General features: G+C 59.3%; 19 protein-coding genes and 1 pseudogene. 7 read left to right on the top strand and 13 right to left on the bottom strand.

The annotated features are described in order from the left end of the window. Positions 1–3: 3 nt before the first annotated feature. Together CR159_RS16960 and CR159_RS16955 are read right to left on the bottom strand one after the other, a co-directional pair. The gene (locus tag CR159_RS16960; protein WP_102075157.1) at positions 4–735 is read right to left on the bottom strand and encodes an ABC transporter ATP-binding protein; all 732 of its coding nucleotides are present in this window, start codon (positions 733–735) and stop codon (positions 4–6) included. Then, a complete protein-coding gene (locus tag CR159_RS16955) occupies positions 728–1,999 on the bottom strand; it encodes a lipoprotein-releasing ABC transporter permease subunit (RefSeq protein WP_102075156.1) in 1,272 nt (423 codons plus the stop codon). Before CR159_RS16955 ends, CR159_RS16960 begins: the two co-directional genes overlap by 8 nt. Positions 2,000–2,039: 40 nt before the next feature. Between CR159_RS16955 and CR159_RS16950 the strand changes: the two genes are divergently transcribed. Together CR159_RS16950 and recJ are read left to right on the top strand one after the other, a co-directional pair. Beyond that, the gene (locus CR159_RS16950; RefSeq protein ID WP_102075155.1) at positions 2,040–2,981 is read left to right on the top strand and encodes a hypothetical protein; all 942 of its coding nucleotides are present in this window, start codon (positions 2,040–2,042) and stop codon (positions 2,979–2,981) included. Continuing rightward, a complete protein-coding gene (recJ, locus tag CR159_RS16945; protein ID WP_102075154.1) occupies positions 2,963–4,681 on the top strand; it encodes a single-stranded-DNA-specific exonuclease RecJ in 1,719 nt (572 codons plus the stop codon). Before CR159_RS16950 ends, recJ begins: the two co-directional genes overlap by 19 nt. Before the next feature lie 41 nt (positions 4,682–4,722). Here the strand turns inward: recJ and CR159_RS16940 are convergent, their stop codons facing one another. Further along, the gene (locus tag CR159_RS16940) at positions 4,723–5,664 is read right to left on the bottom strand and encodes a DMT family transporter (protein ID WP_102075153.1); all 942 of its coding nucleotides are present in this window, start codon (positions 5,662–5,664) and stop codon (positions 4,723–4,725) included. 181 nt (positions 5,665–5,845) lie between these two features. Between CR159_RS16940 and CR159_RS16935 the strand changes: the two genes are divergently transcribed. After that, positions 5,846–6,832: a bile acid:sodium symporter family protein gene (locus CR159_RS16935; protein WP_102075152.1), complete on the top strand. Its 987-nt coding sequence runs from the start codon at positions 5,846–5,848 to the stop codon at positions 6,830–6,832. 100 nt (positions 6,833–6,932) lie between these two features. Here the strand turns inward: CR159_RS16935 and CR159_RS21715 are convergent, their stop codons facing one another. Together CR159_RS21715 and CR159_RS22120 are read right to left on the bottom strand one after the other, a co-directional pair. Beyond that, the gene (locus CR159_RS21715; RefSeq protein WP_439650568.1) at positions 6,933–7,406 is read right to left on the bottom strand and encodes a VOC family protein; all 474 of its coding nucleotides are present in this window, start codon (positions 7,404–7,406) and stop codon (positions 6,933–6,935) included. A gap of 69 nt (positions 7,407–7,475) precedes the next feature. Further along, positions 7,476–7,871 (bottom strand): annotated as a pseudogene (locus CR159_RS22120) (YybH family protein); the annotation flags it as partial. Between the two features lie 136 nt (positions 7,872–8,007). Between CR159_RS22120 and CR159_RS16925 the strand changes: the two are divergent. Beyond that, positions 8,008–8,703 carry a winged helix-turn-helix transcriptional regulator gene (locus CR159_RS16925; protein ID WP_102075150.1) on the top strand — a complete coding sequence of 232 codons (696 nt, stop codon included), beginning with the start codon at positions 8,008–8,010 and terminating at the stop codon, positions 8,701–8,703. Here the strand turns inward: CR159_RS16925 and CR159_RS16920 are convergent. After that, positions 8,672–9,571 (bottom strand): DMT family transporter, encoded by a 900-nt coding sequence (locus CR159_RS16920; protein WP_102075149.1) that lies wholly within the window; start codon positions 9,569–9,571, stop codon positions 8,672–8,674. The genes CR159_RS16925 and CR159_RS16920 overlap by 32 nt on opposite strands. A 100-nt stretch (positions 9,572–9,671) precedes the next feature. Here CR159_RS16920 and epsC point away from each other — a divergent pair, with 100 nt between their 5' ends. After that, a complete protein-coding gene (gene epsC / locus CR159_RS16915; protein WP_102075148.1) occupies positions 9,672–10,595 on the top strand; it encodes a serine O-acetyltransferase EpsC in 924 nt (307 codons plus the stop codon). A 71-nt stretch (positions 10,596–10,666) separates the two neighbouring features. Here epsC and CR159_RS16910 read toward each other — a convergent pair whose 3' ends face one another. Continuing rightward, positions 10,667–12,034: a sodium-dependent transporter gene (locus tag CR159_RS16910; RefSeq protein WP_102075147.1), complete on the bottom strand. Its 1,368-nt coding sequence runs from the start codon at positions 12,032–12,034 to the stop codon at positions 10,667–10,669. A gap of 94 nt (positions 12,035–12,128) precedes the next feature. Between CR159_RS16910 and CR159_RS16905 the strand changes: the two genes are divergently transcribed. Further along, positions 12,129–12,674 carry a hemerythrin domain-containing protein gene (locus tag CR159_RS16905; RefSeq protein WP_102075146.1) on the top strand — a complete coding sequence of 182 codons (546 nt, stop codon included), beginning with the start codon at positions 12,129–12,131 and terminating at the stop codon, positions 12,672–12,674. Here the strand turns inward: CR159_RS16905 and CR159_RS16900 are convergent. The 4 genes from CR159_RS16900 to CR159_RS16885 form a co-directional block, all read right to left on the bottom strand. Beyond that, complete coding sequence (locus CR159_RS16900) at positions 12,671–13,498, bottom strand: type 2 periplasmic-binding domain-containing protein (RefSeq protein WP_102075145.1); 828 nt, start codon at positions 13,496–13,498, stop codon at positions 12,671–12,673. The genes CR159_RS16905 and CR159_RS16900 overlap by 4 nt on opposite strands. A gap of 2 nt (positions 13,499–13,500) precedes the next feature. Continuing rightward, positions 13,501–14,274 carry an ABC transporter permease gene (locus CR159_RS16895; protein ID WP_102075144.1) on the bottom strand — a complete coding sequence of 258 codons (774 nt, stop codon included), beginning with the start codon at positions 14,272–14,274 and terminating at the stop codon, positions 13,501–13,503. 103 nt (positions 14,275–14,377) lie between these two features. Next, positions 14,378–15,373: an ABC transporter substrate-binding protein gene (locus CR159_RS16890; RefSeq protein ID WP_102075143.1), complete on the bottom strand. Its 996-nt coding sequence runs from the start codon at positions 15,371–15,373 to the stop codon at positions 14,378–14,380. Next, positions 15,370–16,143: an ABC transporter ATP-binding protein gene (locus tag CR159_RS16885; protein WP_102075142.1), complete on the bottom strand. Its 774-nt coding sequence runs from the start codon at positions 16,141–16,143 to the stop codon at positions 15,370–15,372. The genes CR159_RS16890 and CR159_RS16885 overlap by 4 nt, the downstream gene beginning before the upstream one ends. A 161-nt stretch (positions 16,144–16,304) precedes the next feature. On the opposite strand from CR159_RS16885, the gene CR159_RS16880 reads away from it, so the two are divergent. After that, a complete protein-coding gene (locus CR159_RS16880; RefSeq protein ID WP_102075141.1) occupies positions 16,305–17,234 on the top strand; it encodes an AEC family transporter in 930 nt (309 codons plus the stop codon). Between the two features lie 26 nt (positions 17,235–17,260). On the opposite strand, the gene CR159_RS16875 is transcribed toward CR159_RS16880, so the two are convergent. Together CR159_RS16875 and CR159_RS16870 are read right to left on the bottom strand one after the other, a co-directional pair. Next, positions 17,261–20,728 (bottom strand): ATP-binding protein, encoded by a 3,468-nt coding sequence (locus CR159_RS16875; protein ID WP_102075140.1) that lies wholly within the window; start codon positions 20,726–20,728, stop codon positions 17,261–17,263. Positions 20,729–20,732: 4 nt separating this feature from the next. Continuing rightward, positions 20,733–21,989 carry a metallophosphoesterase family protein gene (locus tag CR159_RS16870; RefSeq protein ID WP_102075139.1) on the bottom strand — a complete coding sequence of 419 codons (1,257 nt, stop codon included), beginning with the start codon at positions 21,987–21,989 and terminating at the stop codon, positions 20,733–20,735. Positions 21,990–22,097 lie beyond the last annotated feature (108 nt).

Raw genomic sequence — 22,097 nt, 5'->3', positions numbered from 1 at the left:
AGACTACATGCTGTTTTGTCCCGCCACCTCAAGCGGAGGAACTTCGGGATCGACCAGCCGGCCTTTGTCCATGGCCAGTTGGCGATGCGCCAGGGCGGCCAGAGCCGGGTCGTGCGTGACGATAGCAAAGGCTGTGCCGAAATCCCGGTTCATGCGCACCAATAACTCGAACATGCTCTCGGCGGTATAGCGATCCAGGTTGCCGGTGGGCTCGTCAGCCAACACGCATGTGGGGCGCGTGACCAACGCGCGTGCCAGCGCCACGCGCTGACGCTCGCCTCCTGAAAGCTGCCCCGGATAGTGATCAATGCGAGCCGACAAACCGACCTGTTCCAGCACGATCTGGGCCTGTTCCCTGGCTACGCTGCGCTTTTCACGCCGTACGATGAGCGGCATCGCGACGTTGTCGAGCGCTGAAAATTCAGACAAAAGATGATGGAACTGGTAGACGAAACCCAGGCTGCGGTTGCGCAGCTGGCTGCGTTGTGCCTCGTTCAGGCCGTCCGCCGATTCGCCGTTGATCAATACCGAGCCGGAGGTAGGTAGATCGAGCAGGCCCAGGGTATGCAGCAGCGTGCTCTTTCCTGAACCCGAGGCGCCCACGATGGCAACCATTTCGCCTGCATCCACGTGCAGGCTGACGTCGCGCAGGACCTCAATGGCCACCCCGCCCTCGTGATACGTTTTAACCAGATTGCGCGCGCTCAGCGCATGGACGACGGGTGTATCAATCATGGCGCAGCACCTCTGCCGGTTGCAGGCTGGACGCACGCCAGCTGGGATAAAGGGTAGCCAGCAGGGACAACACCAGCGACGTAAGCGCCACGATCAGAATGTCGTTCATCTGGGGATTGGAAGGCAGCTCGCTGATGAAGTAAATTTGCTGCGGAAGAAATTGCACGCCCAGCATACGCTCGATAAACGGAACGATAACATCAATGTTATAGGCGACCAAGGTGCCGAAGCACAGGCCCAGCAAGGTTCCAACGATGCCTATCAGCGAGCCCTGAACCAGGAATATCTTTGCGATTTCCCGTGGACTGGCACCCAGTGTGCGCAATATGGCAATGTCGGAGCGCTTGTCCTTGACGGCCATGACAAGCGAGGACAACAAGTTGAATGCCGCCACTGCCACGATCAGGGCCAGGATCAGGAACATCATCCGCTTCTCGGTCTGGACGGCGGCAAACCAGGTGCGATTATTCAGTGTCCAGTCTTGCGCATGCACGAACGGAGGCAAGGTTTTGCTCAGCTCGCGGGCCACCATGGGTGCCTGCTGCATATCCGTAATGCGCAAACGTACGCCACTGGTTCCACTATCCCTGAAGACCTTTGCGGCGTCCTCGTAGTTGATGAAGGCCAGGGTGGCGTCGTACTCGTAGTAGCCGGAAGAAAACAGCCCAGTAACGGTGAATTGGCGCATGCGCGGGGTGAACCCCGCGGGTGAGATCGAACCCTGGGGGGCAAGCACCATTACGGTATCGCCGGCATTCACGCCCAGCGTAGTGGCCAGCTGATTGCCCAGGACTATTGAATAGCTGCCCGGCTTCAAGGCCTGGATGTCGCCAGCAATCATCTGGCCTCCGACATCCGAAACGGCGCTTTCCAGCTGCGGATCGATGCCGCGCATTTGCACCCCGCTCAAGGCCTCGCCGCGCACGATCATGCCTTGGGCCGCGACAAACGGCGCCGCCCCACTGACTTGTGGGTTCTCCTTTGCCATATCCGCGATGGCCTGCCATTGCGAAATGACTTGCCCGGGGTCAGTGCGCGGTACGTAGAGCTCGATGTGCGGCAACACCGACAGCATGCGATCCCTGACCTGGGTCTGGAATCCGTTCATGACGGAAAGCACGACAATCAGCGCTGCCACGCCCAGCGCGATACCGGCCATGGAGCTGGCCGCAATAAACGATACAAATCGGTCGCCCCGGCCGACACGGCGCTTCGAGCGCGCCAAGCCCGCGTAGCGCGCCCCTATCCAAAATTCATAAGCCATCGTTGAAGCCACCGTTATCCATTAACACTACAATCCAGGAATGCAAATCGTACTACCTGGGGCATTGCCCGACCCTCGCGAGGCGCGCGAACTGACTTCCTACCTGCAAAAAACCGCACCCACGCTCGTGCGCTGGCTGGAACAAGGACGCGCCCACACCATTGCGGCCGATCCGGCATCAAGCGGCTGTACGCCGTACGAGCAGTGGCTATTGGCCGCTAGCGGCTTCAAGGCACGGAAAGAACAGAATCTTAGCGCAGGGCTGGGTCCTTTGTGGCTACAACAGCCAGTGCCGGATAATACGCCCGTCTGGCTGGCAGAATTGGTACATGTATCGCCGTCCCGGGATGGTGCCGCCCTGCTGCCCGCAAGCGAACTCGCCATCACGCCAGAGCAGAGTGTAGCCTTGTTCGAATCGGCGCAACCCTTGTGTGCCGAGTCCGGTTTCACCCTGCATGCCGACGGCGTTAAACGCTGGCGGATTGAATTGCCTCCGGGCTTTTCACCACAAAGTGCCAGCCCGGCAGTGGTCAGCATGAGCACGGTGAACGACTGGTGGCCGCAAGATGTTGCCGCCCGCCCCTGGCGGCGCCTGGTCAACGAACTGCAGATGACCTGGTTCGAGCATCCTGTCAATCAAGCGCGATACCGGCAAAGCCTGGTGCCCATCAACAGCCTCTGGCTGTTTGGCGGTGCCGGCGGCGAACAGATAGTGTCCGGCGGCAACGAAGACAACGACATCAAGACGCATGACGCCTTGCTTGCGCCGGCCACAAGCCGCGACTGGGGAGGATGGCTCGCCGCGCTCGAGCAGCTTGAAGCCACCGTTTTCAAGCCATTGGCAAACGGGCCCTCCCCAGGCGTCGTACTGACGGGCGCCGACCGCATCATAGAGGTCAAGCCCACGGCGTGGGCGCAATGGACTCAATGGCTGCCCGGCAGCCGACTAGCATGGAGAAAGTGGTGGTCACCCCAAAACTAAGCAATCGATTGGCTGACTTCCAGGTCAGCCAGACTCTTGAGGCCGCAGGCATACATCCCCTGCTGGCGCGTTTGTGGGCGGCGCGCGGCGTAAGCTGCCTCAGCGACACCCAACTGGTATGGGGTGCTTTGATTCCGCCAGGAAAGCTCACGCACATCCAGCAGGCAGCCCGTATTCTGGCGGACGCCATACATAGCGGCAAGCGCATGCTGATCGTTGCGGACTACGACTGCGACGGCGCGACAGCCTGCGCGGTCGGCATGCGCGGATTGCGCAGCATGGGCGCCGTCGTGGATTTCCTGGTACCGAACCGGTTCGAAACCGGCTACGGGCTTTCGCCCGCGGTCGTAAGCCTGGCACTGCAACATCCGGCGGGCAAGCCCGATATTCTCATCACCGTGGACAATGGCATCGCCAGCGTAGACGGCGTGCAAGCGGCAACCCTCGCCGGCATCGATGTGGTCATCACCGATCATCACCTGCCCGGCGACACACTGCCCCAAGCGCTTGCCATCGTCAATCCCAACCAGCCGGGCTGCGGCTTTCCCTCCAAGAACCTGGCAGGCGTCGGCGTCATCTTCTATCTTTTGCTGGCTTTGCGTGCGGAAATGCGCCAACGCGGCGTCTACCCCAAAGACGGCGGGCCCCGCCTGGATCAGCTGGCTGATCTGGTCGCACTGGGCACCGTCGCCGACGTCGTCAAGCTCGATGCCAACAATCGAGTGCTCGTCACGCAGGGTTTGCAGAAAATGCGGGCCGGAAAAATGCAGGCCGGAATTCGGGCGCTGTTTGCCGTGGCCGGACGCGAGCCACGTCAGGCCAGCGGCTTTGATCTTGGCTTTGCCCTGGGGCCCCGCATCAACGCCGCGGGCCGGCTGGCCGATATGAGCATCGGCATCAACTGCCTGATTACCGATGACGAAGGAGAAGCGCTTGAACTGGCGCGCCAGCTGGATGGTATGAACCAGGAGCGCCGGGGCATCGAAACAACCATGCGTGAAGAAGCACTGGCGGCCATCGAGGCCTCCACGCCGGTCATCGGAGCAACAGTCTGCGTATATCACCCGGAATGGCATCAAGGTGTGGTCGGCCTCGTTGCATCGCGCCTGAAGGAAACCTATTGGCGTCCGACGCTGGCCTTCGCCCGTTCGGACTCAGGCGAGCTGCGCGGTTCGGGCCGTTCCATACCGGATGTGCACCTGCGTGATGTCCTCGACCTGGTGTCCAAGCGCTATCCGGGCATCATTCTCAAGTTCGGCGGCCACGCCATGGCCGCTGGCCTGACGCTACGTGAAGACGCATACGCCCAGTTCATTGAAGGGTTCGATGCCGCGGTCATCGAGTTGAGCGGCAAGGCCAGCTTTGACCCCATCATCGAGACCGATGGTTCACTCGAAACCGGATACGCCAATGCGGATGTAGCGGGTTTGCTGCAACAGCAAGTATGGGGCGCAGGCTTTCCGGCGCCCATCTTCCGGGATACCTTCCATGTACGCCAGCAGCGGCTGTTGAAGGACAAGCATTTGAAACTGAATCTCGAACGCGGCAATCAGCGCTTCGACGCCATCTGGTTCAATCACGCCGACATGCTGCCGGAATATGCCGATGTGGCATACCGGCTGGATCAAAACATCTGGAACGGCGTCGTGTCGGCACAACTGATTATTGAGTATGCCTGTACGCCTGACGGCTCCCTATAACCACACTGGCTCGTCAACTCACGGCTGCGGTTCGAAATGCCTTACCTTGCCGGTGCACCCTTCGCCGGCAAGGTGGCCAGCAGAAGACCTCCCAAGGCCAGCGTGAAGGCAATAATTTGTACCGGTCCCAATGTTTCGCCCAAGACCACGACACCGACAAGCGCCGCAGTGACTGGAAGCATCACGGTAAAGACGCCGGCGCGCGAGGCCGGCACAGATTTCAAGCCGGTCATCCACAACCAGACCGTCCATACACTGGCAGCCAGGGCGTAGAACACTAGAAGCAGCCACATCTGGGCCGGTACGCTGAAGAAATCGAAGTCCAGGGCAGCATAGACGCCCAGGGGCGTCATCAACAGAAATCCCCACAGATTGATCACCGCACTGATGCGCTTCGGTCCCATGACCGCGGTAAGTTTCTTGCCAATCACGGCATAAGCGCCTTCGCACATGACTGCGCCAACGATCAGCAGGTTTCCCAGCCACGCCATAGCCGGCTCGGCCGCCTGCCGCAGCGGATCACCGTCTTCAACGTTGGGTGCATCGGCCCCCGCCCACGAAAGCAGCCCTATACCCAACGCACCGCATGCGATTGCTCCCCACACCCGCGGGCTGATGACTTCTTTCAGGAAGACCCGGCTCATCAGGGCCACCACGGCGGGAATCGTGGACATGATCACACCTGTCGATACCGCGGTCGTCATGCTTACTCCGTACAGCATGCAGATCGTAAACAGGAAATTCCCCAGGAACGACTCGAGAAAGACCAGGACTCTCGTTTGGCTGGAAAGTCGGGGTTCGCTTGCCGGCTTGCGCAGCCACCGCAGCATGGCAATGCCTCCGATGCCGAAGCGCAGCCATCCCAGCAGAAAGACCGGAAACACCAGCGCCAGAGGCTTGGACAGCGCAACGTAGGAGCCGACCAGGGACATGCTGAGGGCGAGACATGCATAGGCAGCCAGGCGGCTTCTCAAAATACTCATCAAGAATCTTTCGAATAGGTAGACCCGCGATTATGACTCACGATGGAATTCGTGCAAGCCGCCCCGTGCGCGGTTCCCTGTACCCCTGCACCCGACTCGCCATCGCACCTTTACGCTTGCTGCGTACCCGTTGCGGGCCACTCGCGGTTGCCCATACTAATCAGCTCCGAGGACGTTCACCATGCTGGCTATTGCCCGCCTGAGCCACTTTGTTGGCAAGACATTTGCAATCTGGGTATTGCTGTTTGCAGTACTCGCTTTTTTGGCCCCCACGCAATTCCGCTGGATCGGCCCTTACGTCGTGCCGCTACTGGGCATCATCATGTTTGGCATGGGTCTCACGCTGTCCAAAAGCGACTTTGCCGAAGTCTTCAAGCGTCCGGGCACTGTCCTGATCGGCGTACTGGGCCAGTTCATCATCATGCCAAGTTTGGCATGGGGACTTAGCATCGCTTTGCAACTGCCTCCGGAAATCGCCGTCGGCGTGATTTTGGTCGGATGCTGCCCCGGAGGTACCGCTTCCAACGTCATGGCCTTCCTGGCGCGCGGCGACGTGGCATTGTCGGTGGCCATTACTTCCGTGAGCACATTGCTCGCGCCGATTGTGACGCCTGCCTTGATCTACCTGCTGGCGAGCCAATGGCTGGAAGTGAGTGCAAGCGCGATGTTCTGGTCCATCGTACAAGTCGTGCTGCTGCCCATCGCACTCGGTGTGCTTGCCCAATCGCTGCTGCGTGAGAAGGTCAAGGCTTGCGTAGACGTACTGCCGCTGGTGTCTGTCGTGGCCATCGTCGCAATCGTGGTCGCTGTCGTAGCCGGCAACCAGGAAAAAATCGCGACCAGCGGCCTGATGATTTTTGCGGTGGTCGTGCTTCACAACAGCTTGGGACTTTTGCTGGGCTATTGGCTGGCAAAGTTGAGCGGCTTGAGCGTTGCCAAGCGTAAAACAATGTCGATCGAGGTCGGCATGCAAAACTCGGGACTGGGCGTAGCGTTGGCCACCGCTCATTTTTCTCCGCTTGCCGCGGTACCGAGTGCCATTTTCAGTGTGTGGCACAACATTTCGGGTCCTCTGGTCGCCACCCTGTTCCAGCGCTTCAAGAACGACGAGGTCGACGAGGCCGACGATGAGAGCGCGACGGCGGCCGAGGCCTCACTGGCCAAATAGGCACCGCAGCACGAAGAATTTCTTGCCTAAAAAGCCCGCCACACCTTATGAACGGTCCAGCTTTTGCCGGCGCAGTTCACATAAGTGTCGCGGGCTTTATTTATGCTTGTTGCTGCCCTTCCGCGCCGCACATTGCCGATTTGGACGCCTCCGCTATTTCTTCATAGCTCAGGTCGCGGATATGGGTTGCGATGGACCAGTGGTGTCCAAACGGATCTTCGAGCACACCATAGCGGTCGCCCCAGAACATGTCATCGGCAGGCATGATGACTTTCGCACCCGCCGCCACGGCATGTTCTATCGCCTTATCGACATCGTCGACATAAAGATGCACCGATACGGGCGTACCTTTCAGCGTCGTGGGCGCCACCGCTCCACACTCGGGAAACTCATCCATCAACATGACAACGGAATCGCCGATGCGCACGGCGGCATGCATGAGCTTTCCGTCGGGCCCGGCCAGCCGCCCCATCTCCGTGGCCTTGAATGCCTTTATATAGAAGTCCACTGCATCGGCCGCGCCCACACACACCAAATGTGGCGTTACAGTGTTCATGCCGCGGGGAGTGGGCATGAGCTTGACCGTCCCGTCAGGTTCCATGTCGAACAGCGCCTTGCTGGTTTGAACATCGAACGGCGCCGATATATGCTCATGGCCGATCAGCCATTCGCCGTTGATCTTCTTGTAGCATGTGGTCATGCGCATCCAGGATGATTTTTCCTGTCCGCCATCATCCTGAGCGCCACAACTGAGCAGGCAATGAGCGAAAGCCAGGTTGCCGTCTACGTTAATGTCCAGTTCGCGTAATTTAAAGGTCATGTGATTGGTGCACATCTGCAGGCACGCTTCCCAGTGTTTTCCATATGCCTCGGCACCCTTGAACTGCAGCTGGATGATGGCGTCGAATGCCACCACATCGGGCGCGTAATGGGACATGATCTTCTTTAAATCATTTGCTTCGACCGCCTTCAACCAACTGTCGACCCGTGCCTTGATCTCGGACCGGGCTTCAGTACTTGTACTGCTTGCTGTATCCATCGTGTCTCTCCTTTGGAAAAGGATGGCGCGCCTATCGGTAAAAACAGACCGTGGCTCAATGGCCATCGCCATAACTTACCACTTTTTACTCCTAATAAACAACTAACTAGTCCTGATCAGTGATAAACTTTTACGCATGGCAATAAAACGAAGCTACAACGATGCATGCTCAGCCGCCCATGCACTCGACCTTATCGGCGAACGATGGGCATTGCTGATCGTGCGAGAACTGCTGCTGGGTCCCAAGCGGTTTACCGATTTGCGGCGCGGCCTGTCCGGCATCAGTCCAAACGTGCTCACCCAACGCCTGGACGAACTTGAAACGGCATCGGTGGTTCAACGCGTAAGACTGCCGCCGCCCGCCAGCGCATGGGCATACCGGCTTACACCCTGGGGCCAACAGCTCGAACCCATCCTGCTTCAACTCGCGCAGTGGGGCGTGCAATCAGCATCGTTCCCCCGTCCTTCCGGCTTGGGAACCGACGCAATGATTCTTTCCTTGCGCACCATGTTCATTCCTGCCAACGCGGACAGCTTCACGGCCACACTGGAAATCCAGCTGGAAGACGACGTATTCTTCGCAAAGGTGGCCGATTCGACGATCGAGCTTGGTCGAGGCATGCCCGACAGGTCCGATGCCCGGATTCAGGCCAGCACTGATGCACTACTCATGCTGGCCTATGGCAAGGCCGATCTGGACCAGGCGGCGCAGGCGGGAATGGTCACGTTCTCGGGCGACAAGGCCGTCGTGCAATCATTCCTGGCTTTATTCAGCCTGCCTGAGGGCGCCTTCGGACAAACTAACGCCGCGAGGACAGCACAATCCCGCTGACAATCAAGGCAAATGCCACGCCATGATACGTTTGCGGCAACTCGCCCAGGAACGCCGACGACATCAGCGCAGCGAACAAAGGCGTCAGGTTATTGAAGAACCCGGCCGTATTGGGGCCGGCGCGTTGTACGCCCAAGCCCCAGCAGCGAAAGGCGATAATGGCCGGCCCTACCGCGACATACGCCAGGCCGGCCACCAAGGGCCATCCCCAGTGAATGACACTATCGGTAAGCGCCCACTCGCCCGCCGCGAAAGCACCTGACCACACTACCCCAAAGGAAATCTGGGCCAGCAGGAACGTGGCCCAGTTACGGCGGATTTGCGCGGGATCCCGCGACTGGCTCAGCGACCAGCTATAGAAAGACCAGACGATGGTGGCTACCACCATGAAGACGTCGCCAATCACGAAACGCAATCCCAGCAACTGCCGCCATTCGCCATGGCTCAACACAATGACCACGCCGATGACGGACAGGATGGCGCCTATCACCTGCTTGCGCGCGACCCTGGCATCAAAGAACAAAAAGCCAATCAGCAGCATCCACACAGGCATGCTGGCGCCGACCAGGGTCACATTGATCGGGGTGGAGGTATGCAGCGCGATGTATTGCAAGGCGTTGTAGAGGCCGATGCCCAGCAGCCCCAACAGGGCATAGCGCCTGTAATTTTGCCAAAGACCGCTACCCTTGCGGAATATCGAATAGCCGATCGGCAACAGGATCAGGAAGGCAATCGCCCAGCGCAGGAAATTAAGCGTAATCGGAGGTATCAGGTCGCTGAGCAGGCGTCCGACAACAGCGTTGCCGGCCCACAGGAAAGGTGGAACAACAAGCAATAACGCGGTCGAAGGGGTAAGTTTGTAATCCATGGATCCGGTTCCAGCACGGGCAAATAGATTGGTATCATACTTACTTACCCCAGGCACATAAGGCCTGGTCGCAGAACCAAGGCCGGAGCCCATCATTCCCATGGCAGTTTTCGACATCAACCCCATTGTCAGTTCGCTCAATGCGATACGCCAGGACTGGCGTACCGCCCAGGGTCGCTCGCGCGAACCCGGCGGCCGTGAATTCCCTTCGCCACAGGCACTGACGAAGATACTGGATGATCTCAAGGGCGTACTGTTTCCCATGCGGCTGGGCCCGCTGGACCTGCGGCAGGAAAGCGAAGACTTCTACATCGGTCACACACTGGACTCGGCGCTACACGCCCTTCTGCGCCAAGTCTGCCTCGAACTCCAGTATCAAACGCGGCACCAGGGACTGACCGACACCGAGATCGAAGCCAGGGCGACCACGGCCGTACAGGCCTTCGCCGCCGCTCTGCCCGACATACGTCGTTTGCTTGACACCGACGTGCTGGCGGCCTATCACGGCGACCCGGCAGCGCGCAGCGTGGATGAAGTCCTGCTCTGCTATCCCGGCGTGCTGGCCATGATCCATCATCGCATTGCGCACCAGTTCTATATCCAGGACCTCCCGCTGCTGGCCCGCATGTCGGCCGAACTGGCCCACTCGCAAACCGGCATCGACATCCATCCCGGCGCACAAATCGGCGCAAGCTTCTTTATCGACCACGGAACGGGTGTGGTCATCGGCGAGACCAGCATCATCGGCGAACGAGTCCGCATCTACCAGGCGGTCACGCTGGGCGCCAAGCGTTTTCCCACCGACGGCAACGGCAAGCTTGAAAAGGGTCTTCCGCGCCATCCTATCGTTGAAGACGATGTGGTTATCTACGCGGGCGCAACCATCCTGGGCCGGGTGACGCTCGGAAAAGGATGCACCGTAGGCGGCAACGTATGGCTTATCGACGATGTCCCCCCAGGAGGGCACGTTACGCAAGCCGACTCCCAGGGCATGCAGAGCTGCGACCCGGCCGCCCACGAATAAGCGGCCAGAGCCGGGCCATACGCCGGGCACAACGCATGTCAGCCATTGTTGAGCCATGGCCGACATGCGAATCAGACCAGTTGCAGCGCCCTGAGCATGACAAGCAGGATGAGCGCCGGCGACACGTAGCGCAGCAGGAAGAATATGGCGCCCGCAAGCCTGGCGTTATTCAGCGTGCCATGATTCGAGATCGCAAGCCTGAAACGTTCAAGCCCCCAGCTCCAGCCCACGAACAATGCAATGAATATTCCGCCTATCGGCAGGAAAATGTTGGACGACAGGTAGTCGGAAAGATCAAACAGGTTCAAGCCAAACAGGCGGAATTCGGCCAATGTGCTGTTGGACAAAGCGCAACCGGAGCCGATGACTGCCAGCATGACCAAGGTAGTCAGCGTAGCCCGGGCCCGGGATAAGCCGAAGCGTTCGTGCAGGATGAGCACCGGCACTTCCATCAAGGAAAGCATGGCGCCCGTCGCGGCCACCGCCGTCAACACGAAAAACACCACCATAAGCACATGCCCCATGGGTATCTGCGCAAATACCGCCGGTATCGTGATGAACACCAGCGACGGCCCGGCTGACGGCGCAAAGCCGAACGTGAATACGGCCGGGAATATGGCAATGCCTGCGAGCAGCGACACGCAAAGATCGGCAGTCATCACGCGGAATGCAGTGCGTGGGATATTCTGATCGTCACGGAAATAGCTGCCATAGGTCATCATCGTGCCCATGCCTATCGAAAGCTTGAAGAATGCCAGGCCCATGGCAGTCAGCACCACAGACGCATTCAGCTTGCTGAAATCAGGACTGAACAGAAAGGCCAGTCCTTCGCCTGCCTTATCCAGGGACAGGCTCACGCTGCACAGTAAAAGCAACAACAGGAAAAGCAGCGGCATCAATCGCTTGGTGACGGCCTCAATACCCTTGGATACCCCGCACAGCAGAATGCTGCCGATGAACACCAGTACAAGCCACTGCCACAGCAAGGACTGCAGGGGGTCGCTGATCAGCGTGTCAAAAGCCCGTTGCGTCACGGCGGGATCGCTGCTAAGGATGGACCCGCCCACCGCCTTGGCCACATAGGCAAAGACCCAGGCCACGACCTCCGAGTAAAACGCCATGATCAGGAATGACGCCAGCACGCCGGACGCACCGATCAACCACCATGGCCGTCCCTTGGGAGCAAGTTGGCGCAAGGCCGTAATCGGGTTTGCCTTGGCTTGCCGGCCTATCGATATTTCCGCGATCATCACGGGCAAACCGATAAGCAGGGTTGCCAAAAAATATACCAATAGAAAACCGGCGCCGCCGTTGGCGCCTGTCAGGGAAGGAAACTTCCAGATATTTCCGAGACCAACGGCCGACCCCAAGGTAGCGGCCAATACTCCAAAGCCCGATGTAAAGCCATCGCGCTTCGCGCTATGATTAACTGTGCCCATGATGCCTGGTGTCGATGCGTGTCGCTAACACTCAAGAATACAGGATTCAATGGCATGTTTCTCTGGAACGACAAGCCGTAAAAGGATCAAGGCCATGAGTACAGACTTTCCCGGCTATTCCGGCCCGGCGGCCAGTGTCGAAGTGCCGCTCGAAATGCTGGCTGCATGCCATCATCGCATTGAACGGCAATGCGATACGCTGAAACGCCTGTCGGCGCATTTGCGCCTTCATGGCAGCGATGCGCAGGCCGGCTCGGCCGCCACGGCCATCATGCGCTATTTCGACACCTCGGCGCTTCATCATCATGCTGACGAAGAACAAGACCTGTTCCCGGCCTTGATCGAATCCATGGCCGGGTCCGATGCGGTCTGTATCAGGGAACTCACGGAAAGGCTGGCCGCCGACCATCGCCGACTCGAAGCAATGTGGAAACGTTTGAAACCGTCACTGCAGCAGGTGGAAGCGCGCGCTCTGGCCCTGCTGGATCAAGACTTGGTGGAGTCGTTCATAAACCTGTATGACACCCATATGAGACTCGAAGAAGACGAATTGCTTCCCATGGCGGGACGCTTGTTGAGCGACGACGAAATTACCCGCATTGGCCGCGCCATGCGCAAGCGTCGTGCAATTCCAGACTAGTGGCAATCCGTGACGGTCTGGTCCAGGTATACCTCGAAGGCAATATCCCGCGCCGCCAGCGTCGTAAGCTTTTCCAGGTAAGCGCTGCTTGCCCAGTCCCTGACCACCTGCTTGAGCGTTCCGCGCGACAGCACATCATCGGACGGTATGACAAAGGCAAGGGGCGCCGTATCCCTGACCGGCAAACGCGCAGAGAACTTTTTCCATTCGGGCAGCTTGATCAGCGCATTCAACATGGCACTGTCATGAACGGCGGCGTCGCAGCCACCGATGCGCAGGGCAAGCAATGAATCGGCGGGCGCCTTGAATGATTTCTCGATGGCGCCGTACCTGGTGGCCATCTGGCCCGAGTAGCGTCCGCCCTCCGCCAGGCACACGGTACGTCCCTTTAATTGTTCCCACGTCTTTATATCCGTGTCGGTGCGCATGATGGCCATGGCGCCGGACGAGTAGCCAGTCGGAATGGAGGTCGTGGCGGCGCCCAGGGCATCCGGCTCGCTGACCGGCACAAGAAGCAGCCTCGCCTTTCCAGCCGCCAGCATCGCCTCGGGCGTGGCGGGATCGGCGGTAACGGTTCGCGCTTGCAGGGACAGCCGCTTTGCGAGGTCTTCAAGAAGCGCCGTGGCCGGGCTCTCTGGCGTGCGAACCTTTTCGCCCGCCACGAACGGCGGCGGTACATACTGCACACCGGCCACCAGCGTATCGCCGGCGGCCGGGTCCGGCATCGCCTGCGCCGCTGCGCCGCTCATGCAGGCATATGACAACACAAGGGCTGCAAGTCCTGGAATGACGATCGTGCGGCGGGGCAAGGCAATGGCGTTCATGGCTATACGTATTGATAGCGCAACAGCTTGCGCTTCATGTTCTCAAGAATGACCTGATCGATCAGGGTCGCCAAAATGGCAATGGTCAGAATGTTGGCCATCACCCCGATCATGTCGGCCGTTTCACCGGCGTACGCCAGCGAGCGTCCAAGGCCCTGACCGAAACCGATCAGCATCTCGGCCGAAATCAGCGCCCGCCAGGCGTTGCCGAATGCCAATTGGGCACCCGTGATGAGTTCGGGCATGACGGCGGGCAAATACACGCGCTTGAGCATTTCCCAGCGGCTCGCCCCCATGACCCGTGCCGCGGAGACATGAACATTCTGCACGCTTTCCGTTGCATTCATCACCGACAACGCGGCCGGAAAGAACGCAGCCAGGGCGATCACGACGATGATGGGCATATTGCCGAATCCCATCATGATCAGGAACAAAGGCACCCACGCAATGGATGGAATCGACTGCAGGATGATAATGGCCGACTTGAGCACTTCCCGAAAGAAGAACAGCACAGCGCCTATCAAGCCAAAGCCTATGCCGAACAGCAAGGCAAAGCCGTAGCCAAAGCCCAGCCGCGTCAGGCTGCCTGCGAGCACGCTGCGAAACTCGGCCGTTTGGACATCTTCCCAAAGACGGACCATGACCGCGGGAACGCCCGGCATGAGAAAGTCGGGAAGTATCCAGGCAGCAATCTGCCAAAACAATAGGATGGCCGCGATGGCGACGACCATGGCCAGCTTTTTTCGATAACCGGTGAGACGAATCTGGGTGCTCATAAATGCTTCTAAATCAAGATGGCCGGGCTAGGCCGGCCATCCATACAAGGGGGCGAATCTGCGCGTGACAATCCGCAGTGCAAGGCCTGCGAGTATCGACGATTTACAGTTTGCGCGTGTTCTGCCATTCCAGGTCGACAATATTCTTGACGACAAATTCGGAACCGTCCTTGGTCTTCAATGCACCCGACTCCTGCATGATGTTGGCGATCTCCTGCATGCGTTCCAGTTCCTTGGGCGTCAGCACGGCACTGAAGGTCTGGCTCTTGATGGCATCGCTGATGACTTTCTCGCGGGGCACGTCGCCATGCTTCAATGTCTTGAGCGTGGGCTCGGCAATAAAGTAGCTGGCAATCAGCTTGGCGGCCTCGTCCGGTTTTTCCTGCATCAGTTCGATCGCCTCGCGCTGCGCATCCAGCGATTTCCACACCGCTTCTTTATTTTTCTTCAGTATGTCGCCGGATGTGATGACCACCATGCATGGGAAAGGCCACACTTCGCCAATCTCATAAATCTGTGTCACTGGCGCGATCAACTGGGCAATGCTGGCCTGCGGCTCGAACAGGAAAGCGGCATCGACGCGACCGCCCACCAGGGACTGGACAGCCACTTGCGGACTTACGCCCATAATGGTCAAGTCTTCCGGCGTAAGGCTGGCGTTCTTCAACACGACACCGCGCAGCACGGTATCGGCAGTACTGCCCTCTTTTTGCGATGCCAGGGTGTGGCCCTTCAGGCCGGCGACGTCCTTGATATTGGCGTCGTCACGCACCAGGATGGCATGGAAACCATGCTGGGCGCCGCCCACCACTTTCAAGTCCGCACCCTTGGATGACCACGATGCAGCGTTGGTGAAACCCAACACACCGGTGTCCAGCTGGCCGCCGACGATGGCCTTGATCAAGTCGGTACCGGACTTGAATTCAACCAGTTCAACGTCCAGGCCATGCTTCTTGTAGAACCCGCCTTCGTAGGCGGCAATGACCTGGGCATCGTCCATGACGCGCAGATAGCCGACCTTGAATTTATCGGCGGCGAAAGCCTGTCCGGCCATGGCCAGCGTGGCCAGTGCAGGGATCAATAAACGTGATAGTTTCATACTTCCATTTCCTCGATTGATTTGGCAACTTCATCCTGTTCGGCATGAATTCCCAGTAGACCTAAAATTTCTCTGCGCATGGCCGCAAACTCCGACAGGTCATGCGTCTTCTCGTGCTGTGCCAGGCTGAACTCTTTAAGCACCGTCGCCGGGCGCGAACTGAAAACCAGGATGCGGTCAGCCAGGAACAAGGCCTCGTCCACGTCGTGCGTCACCAGCAACACAGTCGGTCCCGTTTCACGGATCAGTTGACGCAGTGCATCTTGCAGCGTCATGCGCGTCAGCGCGTCCAGCGCGCCAAAAGGTTCATCCAGCAGCAAGGCCTTGGGGTTTGATATGAACGCCCTTGCCAGCGCCGCGCGTTGGCGCATGCCGCCCGACACCTGATGGGGGAAGTAGGTTTCAAAACCCTGAAGATTGACCTTTTTCAGCCATTCGCGCGCCTGCTTGCGCGACTGCGCCTTATCCATTTTCTGAAACTCGAGCGCCAGGGACACGTTCTGTTCCAGCGTCAACCATGGATAAAGCGCGTTTTCCTGGAACATCAGGGTGCGTTCAGGATGCGGCCCCACAATGGGCGAGCCATCGGCCAGCATCGCGCCCGCCGAAGGCTTTTCCAGCCCCGCGGCGATGTGCAGCAGCGTTGATTTGCCGCAGCCGGATGGTCCCACCAGCGCCACCAGTTCGCCGTCCTGAATGTCACGGCTGAAATTCTCGATGACTGGCAGGCCGGAAAACTGCTTTTCTATATTCTTGAAGGACAGCTTCATTAAATCTCGTCTTACGATTTGGTTATATCGCACTGTACTCAGACGGCTAATACCCTACAAGAATTTTTATTGTCTTTGCTTATTCATTTGGGAAATATAGAGACTGGCTGTCTGTCGTAAAATCCAGCCCCACCTTCTACTGTCCGCAATCAGCGGGAACAATGCAGCAAATACTCTCTGTCACGGCGCCGATTTTCATGCTGATCGGAATCGGATTCGTCGCCACCCGGGCCCAGCTTGTAACGCGCGAGCAAATAAGGGGCATGGGCAGCTTTGTCATTACCTTGGCTCTGCCGGCGCTCATTATCAAGGGCCTGGCTGAAAGGCCATTTCATGAAATCGTCAACATCGAGTTTCTGCTGGCTTATGCCGCGGGCTCGCTGGCTTCATTCGGCCTGGGATTCTTCGTTTTCCACAAGCGATTGAAGCAGGACATCAGCAGCAGCGCCATGGCGGGCCTGGGAATGTCAGCCTCCAACAGCGGATTCATCGGCTACCCCGTGGCCGCCATGGTCGTCGGACCGTCTGCGGCGCTGGGCGTGGCCATGGCCATCATGGTCGAGACCATTGTGATCATACCGATGGCACAAGCGTTGGCCGAGACCGGGCAGCATTCCGGAGCGCCCCGCCGCGTCGTCCTGCTGCGGACCGCCAGGCGCCTGACCAGAAGCCCTCTCATTATCGCCATTGCGACCGGACTGGCGCTTTCCTTGCTCGGGCTGCGACTGCCGCTCATCGGAACCCAGGTCATCGATATGCTCGCCGGCGCCTCCGCACCGGTGGCGCTGTTCGTGATCGGCGGCACGCTTTACGGGTTGAAGGCCCGCGGCTTGATGGCGGACATAACGCAAATCGCAATCGGCAAGCTGATTGCACATCCCATTGCCATATTCCTGGCTTTCCTGCTGGTGCCGAACATGGACCCTGGCCTGAAAACCGCGGGCTTGGTGTTTGCGAGCGCGCCTATGCTCAGCATTTATCCGATACTCGGCCAGCGCTTCGGACTGGAAGAGCGCTGCGCGGCTGCCCTACTGGTATCCACCGTTCTGTCGTTCGCCACGATCAGTCTGTTGTTAAGCTTGCTGAACTGAGCCGGTGTCCCGAGGCTTCGGCGCTTTTACAACATGACGACATTCAAGTCCTTGCCAAAGACCTTGTGTGCCGTCGCAAGCAAATGATCGTGGTGACTCAGGAAAATCACCTGTGTATGCTGTGACAGCTCGGCAAGCGCCCACAAGGCGGCTTCGGCGCGCGCATCGTCGTAATTGATGAACAAGTCGTCTGCGATAAATGGCAACGCAGGAGCCTGCTGGAGGTGGAGCTCCAACGCTGCCAGGCGCAAGGCCAGGTAAAGCTGGTCGCGGGTTCCGTCACTCATCCCTCCGATCCCCACCCTCACGCCATCGCTGCGCAGGCCCTCAAGCACCATAGGCTCACGATCAAAGTCGACGGCCAGGCGTTGAAATGAGCCCAAGGTAAGGCCCGAAAATATCGCCCCCGCCCGAGCCAGCATCGGGCCCTGCTTCTGCTCGCGATAACGATCGATGGACCATCGCAACAGGCGGGCGGCCGTGAACACCTTGATATACCGCTCGGTCACGTCGGCCATGCGCGCCAGGGCCTGTTGCCGTTGTGATTCTGCCTTGGCCGCCGCGTCAGTACCCGCTATGGCATCAAGCTTGCGAACCGCGTCGGCCAGTTCGACGGCAAGACGGGTCTGTTCAAGCGTATCAGCGTCGATATCCGCATTCAGCACATCCAGTTGCGCGAGCAATTGCGCGTGGTCGGCGCTTTCGACTTCATCTTGTATCTGCACACGGGTGTAGCCATCGCCATTGGCCAAGAGGTCCGCCTGCCCCTTCGTGATCGTTTCCAGCAAGGCCCTATGCCGGTCCGACTGTACGATCGCCTGTCTAAGTTCATCTTTATCGGCGACTCCCGCGCGCTGGAACAAAGGGCGCAAGCTGGCGCTGGCAGACTGAATCGCTTCGTCGGCCTGTTGCAACTGCGCATGAATATGCTGCAGTTCACGGCGCACAGCAGTCTCTTGCTCCTGCGCTTGACGGGCCGCGTGCAGCCTGGCCATCAGGTCGCGACTAACCTGTCCCGCCTCGATGCCTGCCGGACTGATGCCCAGCGTTTGCAATAGCTGGCCGGCCGTGTTCTGGAAGCCCTGCAAATCGCTGCGCATCACGTCAATCTGCTCGACCCGTCTTTGTCGTATCAGCTTCAATTTATCCGCGATGGCTTCCATCAGGCCGAGCGCCGCCTGCACGTCGGCGGCCGGGCTATCGTTGACCAGCCCGGCGGCATCCAGGGCGGCCGTCCACGCTTCCTTCCATTGCCGCATATCATCCGCGGCGACACGGCTGGCTTGCTGCAACGCCGCCAACACGGGTTGTGCCTCGGTTAATTGATCAGACAAGACTGCACGCCTGACCTGCGCCGCTTCGGCTGCGCTGATGTACTCCTGCGCGCGCAGGCAGCAGGCCGCCACCGTGTCGGCTTTCGCTACAGGCAGTCCCGCCGCAGCTAGCGCTTTACGCAGTGCTTCCAGCACGGCCCCGTGTGTAGCCAGCAAGGCTTCGTGTTCTTGCTTGGCCAAGGTCAGCTGTTGCAATGCTGCAAGCGCTTTCCCTTTCTGTACTGACCATTCCGGCATGGTATCCAAAGGCATGTCCGGCAGGCCCAGGCTGCTGCAGGTGTCGCGCCATGCCTCATCGAATTGCGTCAGGCTTGCTTCGACAGACCGGCACAACTGCTCGGCGTGATCCCGCTTTTGCTGTTCTTGCTCATACTGGTGCTGAAGGCTTTGCAGCTCCGCCGCCTCCTGCGCATTATCCAACCGGGCATCGGCCAAGGCATCGGCGCGCAGTATGGTTTCCTGGAACGCCGATGCGCCTGTCTCAAGCAATACGGTGCGGCTGAGCAAGGAACGCCACGTGTCATCGCGACGCTCACGAGCGCGCAGGACATCGTCGACCGTAACCGGATGATGCATTTGCTGGTACTGACGCAAGACGAGCTCACGTTGACCCACGGCATCGGACGATTCAGAGAGCCTGGACCGGGCCGCTTTCAGGTCCGACGACAGCTCCTGGCGTTGTGCAAGCAAACGCGCCAGCACCTGTGAGGACGGCAGTTGCAAGGCAATAAGCGTGGGTACGTCCTGGAACCAAGTTCCCAGCGCTGCCAGGGAATTATCCAGTTCCGCCTTGGCTTTACCAACCACGGCTGCCGCCTTGTCGAGAGCGGCTTGCGGCTCCCCAAGCGAGACAGCGCGGTCCAGCGCGACCCGCAATTCGACAGGCACGTCAACCGCAGGCAACTGGGCCATCCTGGCTCGCCATGCCGCGATCTCGGACTCCCGGCTCTGGACGGCGTGATCGGCCGCCTGCAAGCCCTGTCTCAGGCCACCGTGATCACGCAAAAGCTGCTCGATGCGCCGACGTACCGGCAATGGCGGCAAGCACGCCTGCAAAGCGGCAAGATCAAGCGACCCGGCACCGGGCCAGCCCAGCTGGATGGCCGCGTCGGTAGCGTCCTTCCAGAGCGACGCACATTCACCTTCATAACGCTGGATATTTTGCTCATGCATGGCGTATCGATGGCGCAATGTATCGAGCGCCTCGATATCCCCGGCGAGCAGAAGCACCCTATCGTCGATGCTGATATCCCTGAGCACTGCCTCCAGCCTTGCCGACTGCGCACTATGAGTGCTCCTTCTTTGCTCAGCCCTGGCCAGTTCGATCTCGGCCGATGCGAGGATGTCGGCCGCATCGACGGGCAGGTCGGTCACCGGCCCCATTTCCCGAAGCAATTTTTCATGCTCGGCCAGCACCGCCACCGCGGGAGCCAGGCGCCGTACTCGCTCGAGCCGTACCCGCTTTGCAAGCAACTGCTGCTGTCGCTCACGTCGGTCGGCTACCGCGCCTTCCAGGTCTTCCACGTGCCGGTGCGCCTCCGCCCACTCGCGTGTCCTTACGGTTACGTCCTTGAGCGCAGCGTTGGCCTGATCGAGTTCCGCCTGCGCTATATACCATAGCCGTTCCTTGGACTTCTTGGGCGACCACAGCAAGGAGGCTTCCGCCTGTAATGCTTCGTATACCTTCCCCAGGCTGGCCACTCCGGCGGCGGCCTGAAACAATACCTGCCCCACGTCATCCTGAGCCTTGAGCATGTCGTTACCGCCTCGCACCAGGCGCGGATGGTCCAGGCCAAACATCTTGTCGAAGAAATCGCAGGTGGCGGTACCCAGATAACCATCCAGCACCGCGTCCGGCAACGGTGTGCCGTCGGGTGCACGCAGCGTATTCTTGTTGCCCTTGATGCGCTGAAAATCCAGCCGACCGTCGGCGTGCTCGATGGCCGCCTGCAATTTGAGTTCACTTTTGGGGTGCAGGAAGTCCAGCGCCGTACGTACCGGAAAGCCGAAAAACAGGTCCGAAAACGCTTGTCTCAGCGTGGACTTTCCGGCTTCGTTGGGACCGACGACCACGTGAAAGTCATGGCGTGCCGCAGGAAACTCAATACTTCTATCGGTAAACTTGCCGTAGCGGGCAAGGTCCAGGCGAGTCAATCGCATGCCGCTAATCTCCCTTCGCCAGATGCGCAACCAGCGACGGCCGGATTTCACGCAACAAAGTGGTGAGATCGCCGCTCTTGATATCGTCGAAATAGGGCACCGAACTTCTCAATTCCAGCGGCGCCTTGCCCAGGATTCCCGACAAATCCGCGCGCAAGGCCTCGAGGAAAACCGGGTCGTCCTGGGCGCTTGCCAACACATCCTGAAGGTCAGCCAAGGCGTCGGCACGCTCGCGCAAGGCCTGGCCGTCGTCGATCGCAAGCGTATCGAGCCGGACCTTTTCCAGCCACAACTTGTCATTGCCCAAGGCTGCAATCGACGCCAGCACTTCCTGGCGCAACTGCGTTTCCATACCGAATAGTTCGCCGTGGGCCGCCGTCCTGCCGCTCACGATTACCCGAACGGCCAGCGGTATCGTGTCCGCCACGGCGTCAAGCAGGCTTTCCAGTTCACGTCCTATGGCGCGCGCCACTTCCTCGAGGTTCGAACAACCGGCCACATCCACATGGAGGCGATGCCAGCGCAAGACATCCACGTAGACGCGCTGAACCTCCATCTCGCCCGCTGCACTGCATTCAACCAATACAGCGCCGCGCGGGCCGGTTTCCCGGATATGACGCCCCTGCAGGTTGCCGGGAAAAACAATAACGGAGTCGCCGCGCCACATTGCATACTCGTGCACATGTCCCAGGGCCCAATAGTCATAGCCTTTGGCATGAAGCTCTGCAAGGCTGCAGGGCGCGTAGCTGGCATGCATTGCATTGCCCTCCAGCGCCGTATGCAATACGCCGATATTGACCAGACCGGGTACGGCATCCGGATACGTGGCTGCGAGGTTCTCGAGCGTAGCGGCATTCTTGAAGCTGCGGCCATGCAGCACGACGCCCAGCGAATCCAAGCGGAAGCTGCTGGGTTTACGGCTATCGAACACCGAAACGTTTTTGGGCAGCAGCAACTTGCGCGTCATCTCGCTCTCGGCGTCGTGGTTTCCGTGAAGCAGATAAACAGGAATACTGGCCCGATCCAGCCGGCTCATCTCTTTGACGAAGTAAAGGCCCGTGTTGTAGTCCTTCCAGTTGCCGTCGTACAGATCGCCCGCGATCACCATGAAGTCCACCCGTTCATCAATCGCGAGGCTGACAAGGTTGGTGAACGCATCGCGCGTTGCGGTGCGCAACGTGTCGACCGGGGCGTCGGCATAGGCGCTCAAGCCGGTCAGGGGGCTATCCAGATGAATATCCGCGGCATGAATGAATCTCACGTATCTTTTCCCTTCTACAGATTAGCTGGCCAATAAAGAAAACAGTAGCATGCCGGCGAACAGCGCGTTTGCGTCTTGTCACATATCCGCAATGATGCGCTGCAATAA

It is taken from the genome of Pollutimonas subterranea, assembly GCF_002849655.1.
Taxonomy (GTDB): Bacteria; Pseudomonadota; Gammaproteobacteria; order Burkholderiales; family Burkholderiaceae_B; genus Pollutimonas; species Pollutimonas subterranea.
Note: the sequence above shows the minus strand (reverse complement) of the source record. Positions and strands in the feature narration are given on the sequence as shown.

Excerpts from the sequence above, each read along its gene's own strand:
- CR159_RS16960 (WP_102075157.1), bottom strand. The coding sequence starts at position 735 with ATGATTGATACACCCGTCGTCCATGCGCTGAGCGCGCGCAATCTGGTT.
- CR159_RS16955 (WP_102075156.1), bottom strand. The coding sequence starts at position 1,999 with ATGGCTTATGAATTTTGGATAGGGGCGCGCTACGCGGGCTTGGCGCGC.
- CR159_RS16950 (WP_102075155.1), top strand. The coding sequence starts at position 2,040 with ATGCAAATCGTACTACCTGGGGCATTGCCCGACCCTCGCGAGGCGCGC.
- CR159_RS16940 (WP_102075153.1), bottom strand. The coding sequence starts at position 5,664 with ATGAGTATTTTGAGAAGCCGCCTGGCTGCCTATGCATGTCTCGCCCTC.
- CR159_RS16935 (WP_102075152.1), top strand. The coding sequence starts at position 5,846 with ATGCTGGCTATTGCCCGCCTGAGCCACTTTGTTGGCAAGACATTTGCA.
- CR159_RS21715 (WP_439650568.1), bottom strand. The coding sequence starts at position 7,406 with ATGCCCACTCCCCGCGGCATGAACACTGTAACGCCACATTTGGTGTGT.
- CR159_RS16925 (WP_102075150.1), top strand. The coding sequence starts at position 8,008 with ATGGCAATAAAACGAAGCTACAACGATGCATGCTCAGCCGCCCATGCA.
- CR159_RS16920 (WP_102075149.1), bottom strand. The coding sequence starts at position 9,571 with ATGGATTACAAACTTACCCCTTCGACCGCGTTATTGCTTGTTGTTCCA.
- epsC (WP_102075148.1), top strand. The coding sequence starts at position 9,672 with ATGGCAGTTTTCGACATCAACCCCATTGTCAGTTCGCTCAATGCGATA.
- CR159_RS16910 (WP_102075147.1), bottom strand. The coding sequence starts at position 12,034 with ATGGGCACAGTTAATCATAGCGCGAAGCGCGATGGCTTTACATCGGGC.
- CR159_RS16905 (WP_102075146.1), top strand. The coding sequence starts at position 12,129 with ATGAGTACAGACTTTCCCGGCTATTCCGGCCCGGCGGCCAGTGTCGAA.
- CR159_RS16900 (WP_102075145.1), bottom strand. The coding sequence starts at position 13,498 with ATGAACGCCATTGCCTTGCCCCGCCGCACGATCGTCATTCCAGGACTT.
- CR159_RS16895 (WP_102075144.1), bottom strand. The coding sequence starts at position 14,274 with ATGAGCACCCAGATTCGTCTCACCGGTTATCGAAAAAAGCTGGCCATG.
- CR159_RS16890 (WP_102075143.1), bottom strand. The coding sequence starts at position 15,373 with ATGAAACTATCACGTTTATTGATCCCTGCACTGGCCACGCTGGCCATG.
- CR159_RS16885 (WP_102075142.1), bottom strand. The coding sequence starts at position 16,143 with ATGAAGCTGTCCTTCAAGAATATAGAAAAGCAGTTTTCCGGCCTGCCA.
- CR159_RS16880 (WP_102075141.1), top strand. The coding sequence starts at position 16,305 with ATGCAGCAAATACTCTCTGTCACGGCGCCGATTTTCATGCTGATCGGA.
- CR159_RS16875 (WP_102075140.1), bottom strand. The coding sequence starts at position 20,728 with ATGCGATTGACTCGCCTGGACCTTGCCCGCTACGGCAAGTTTACCGAT.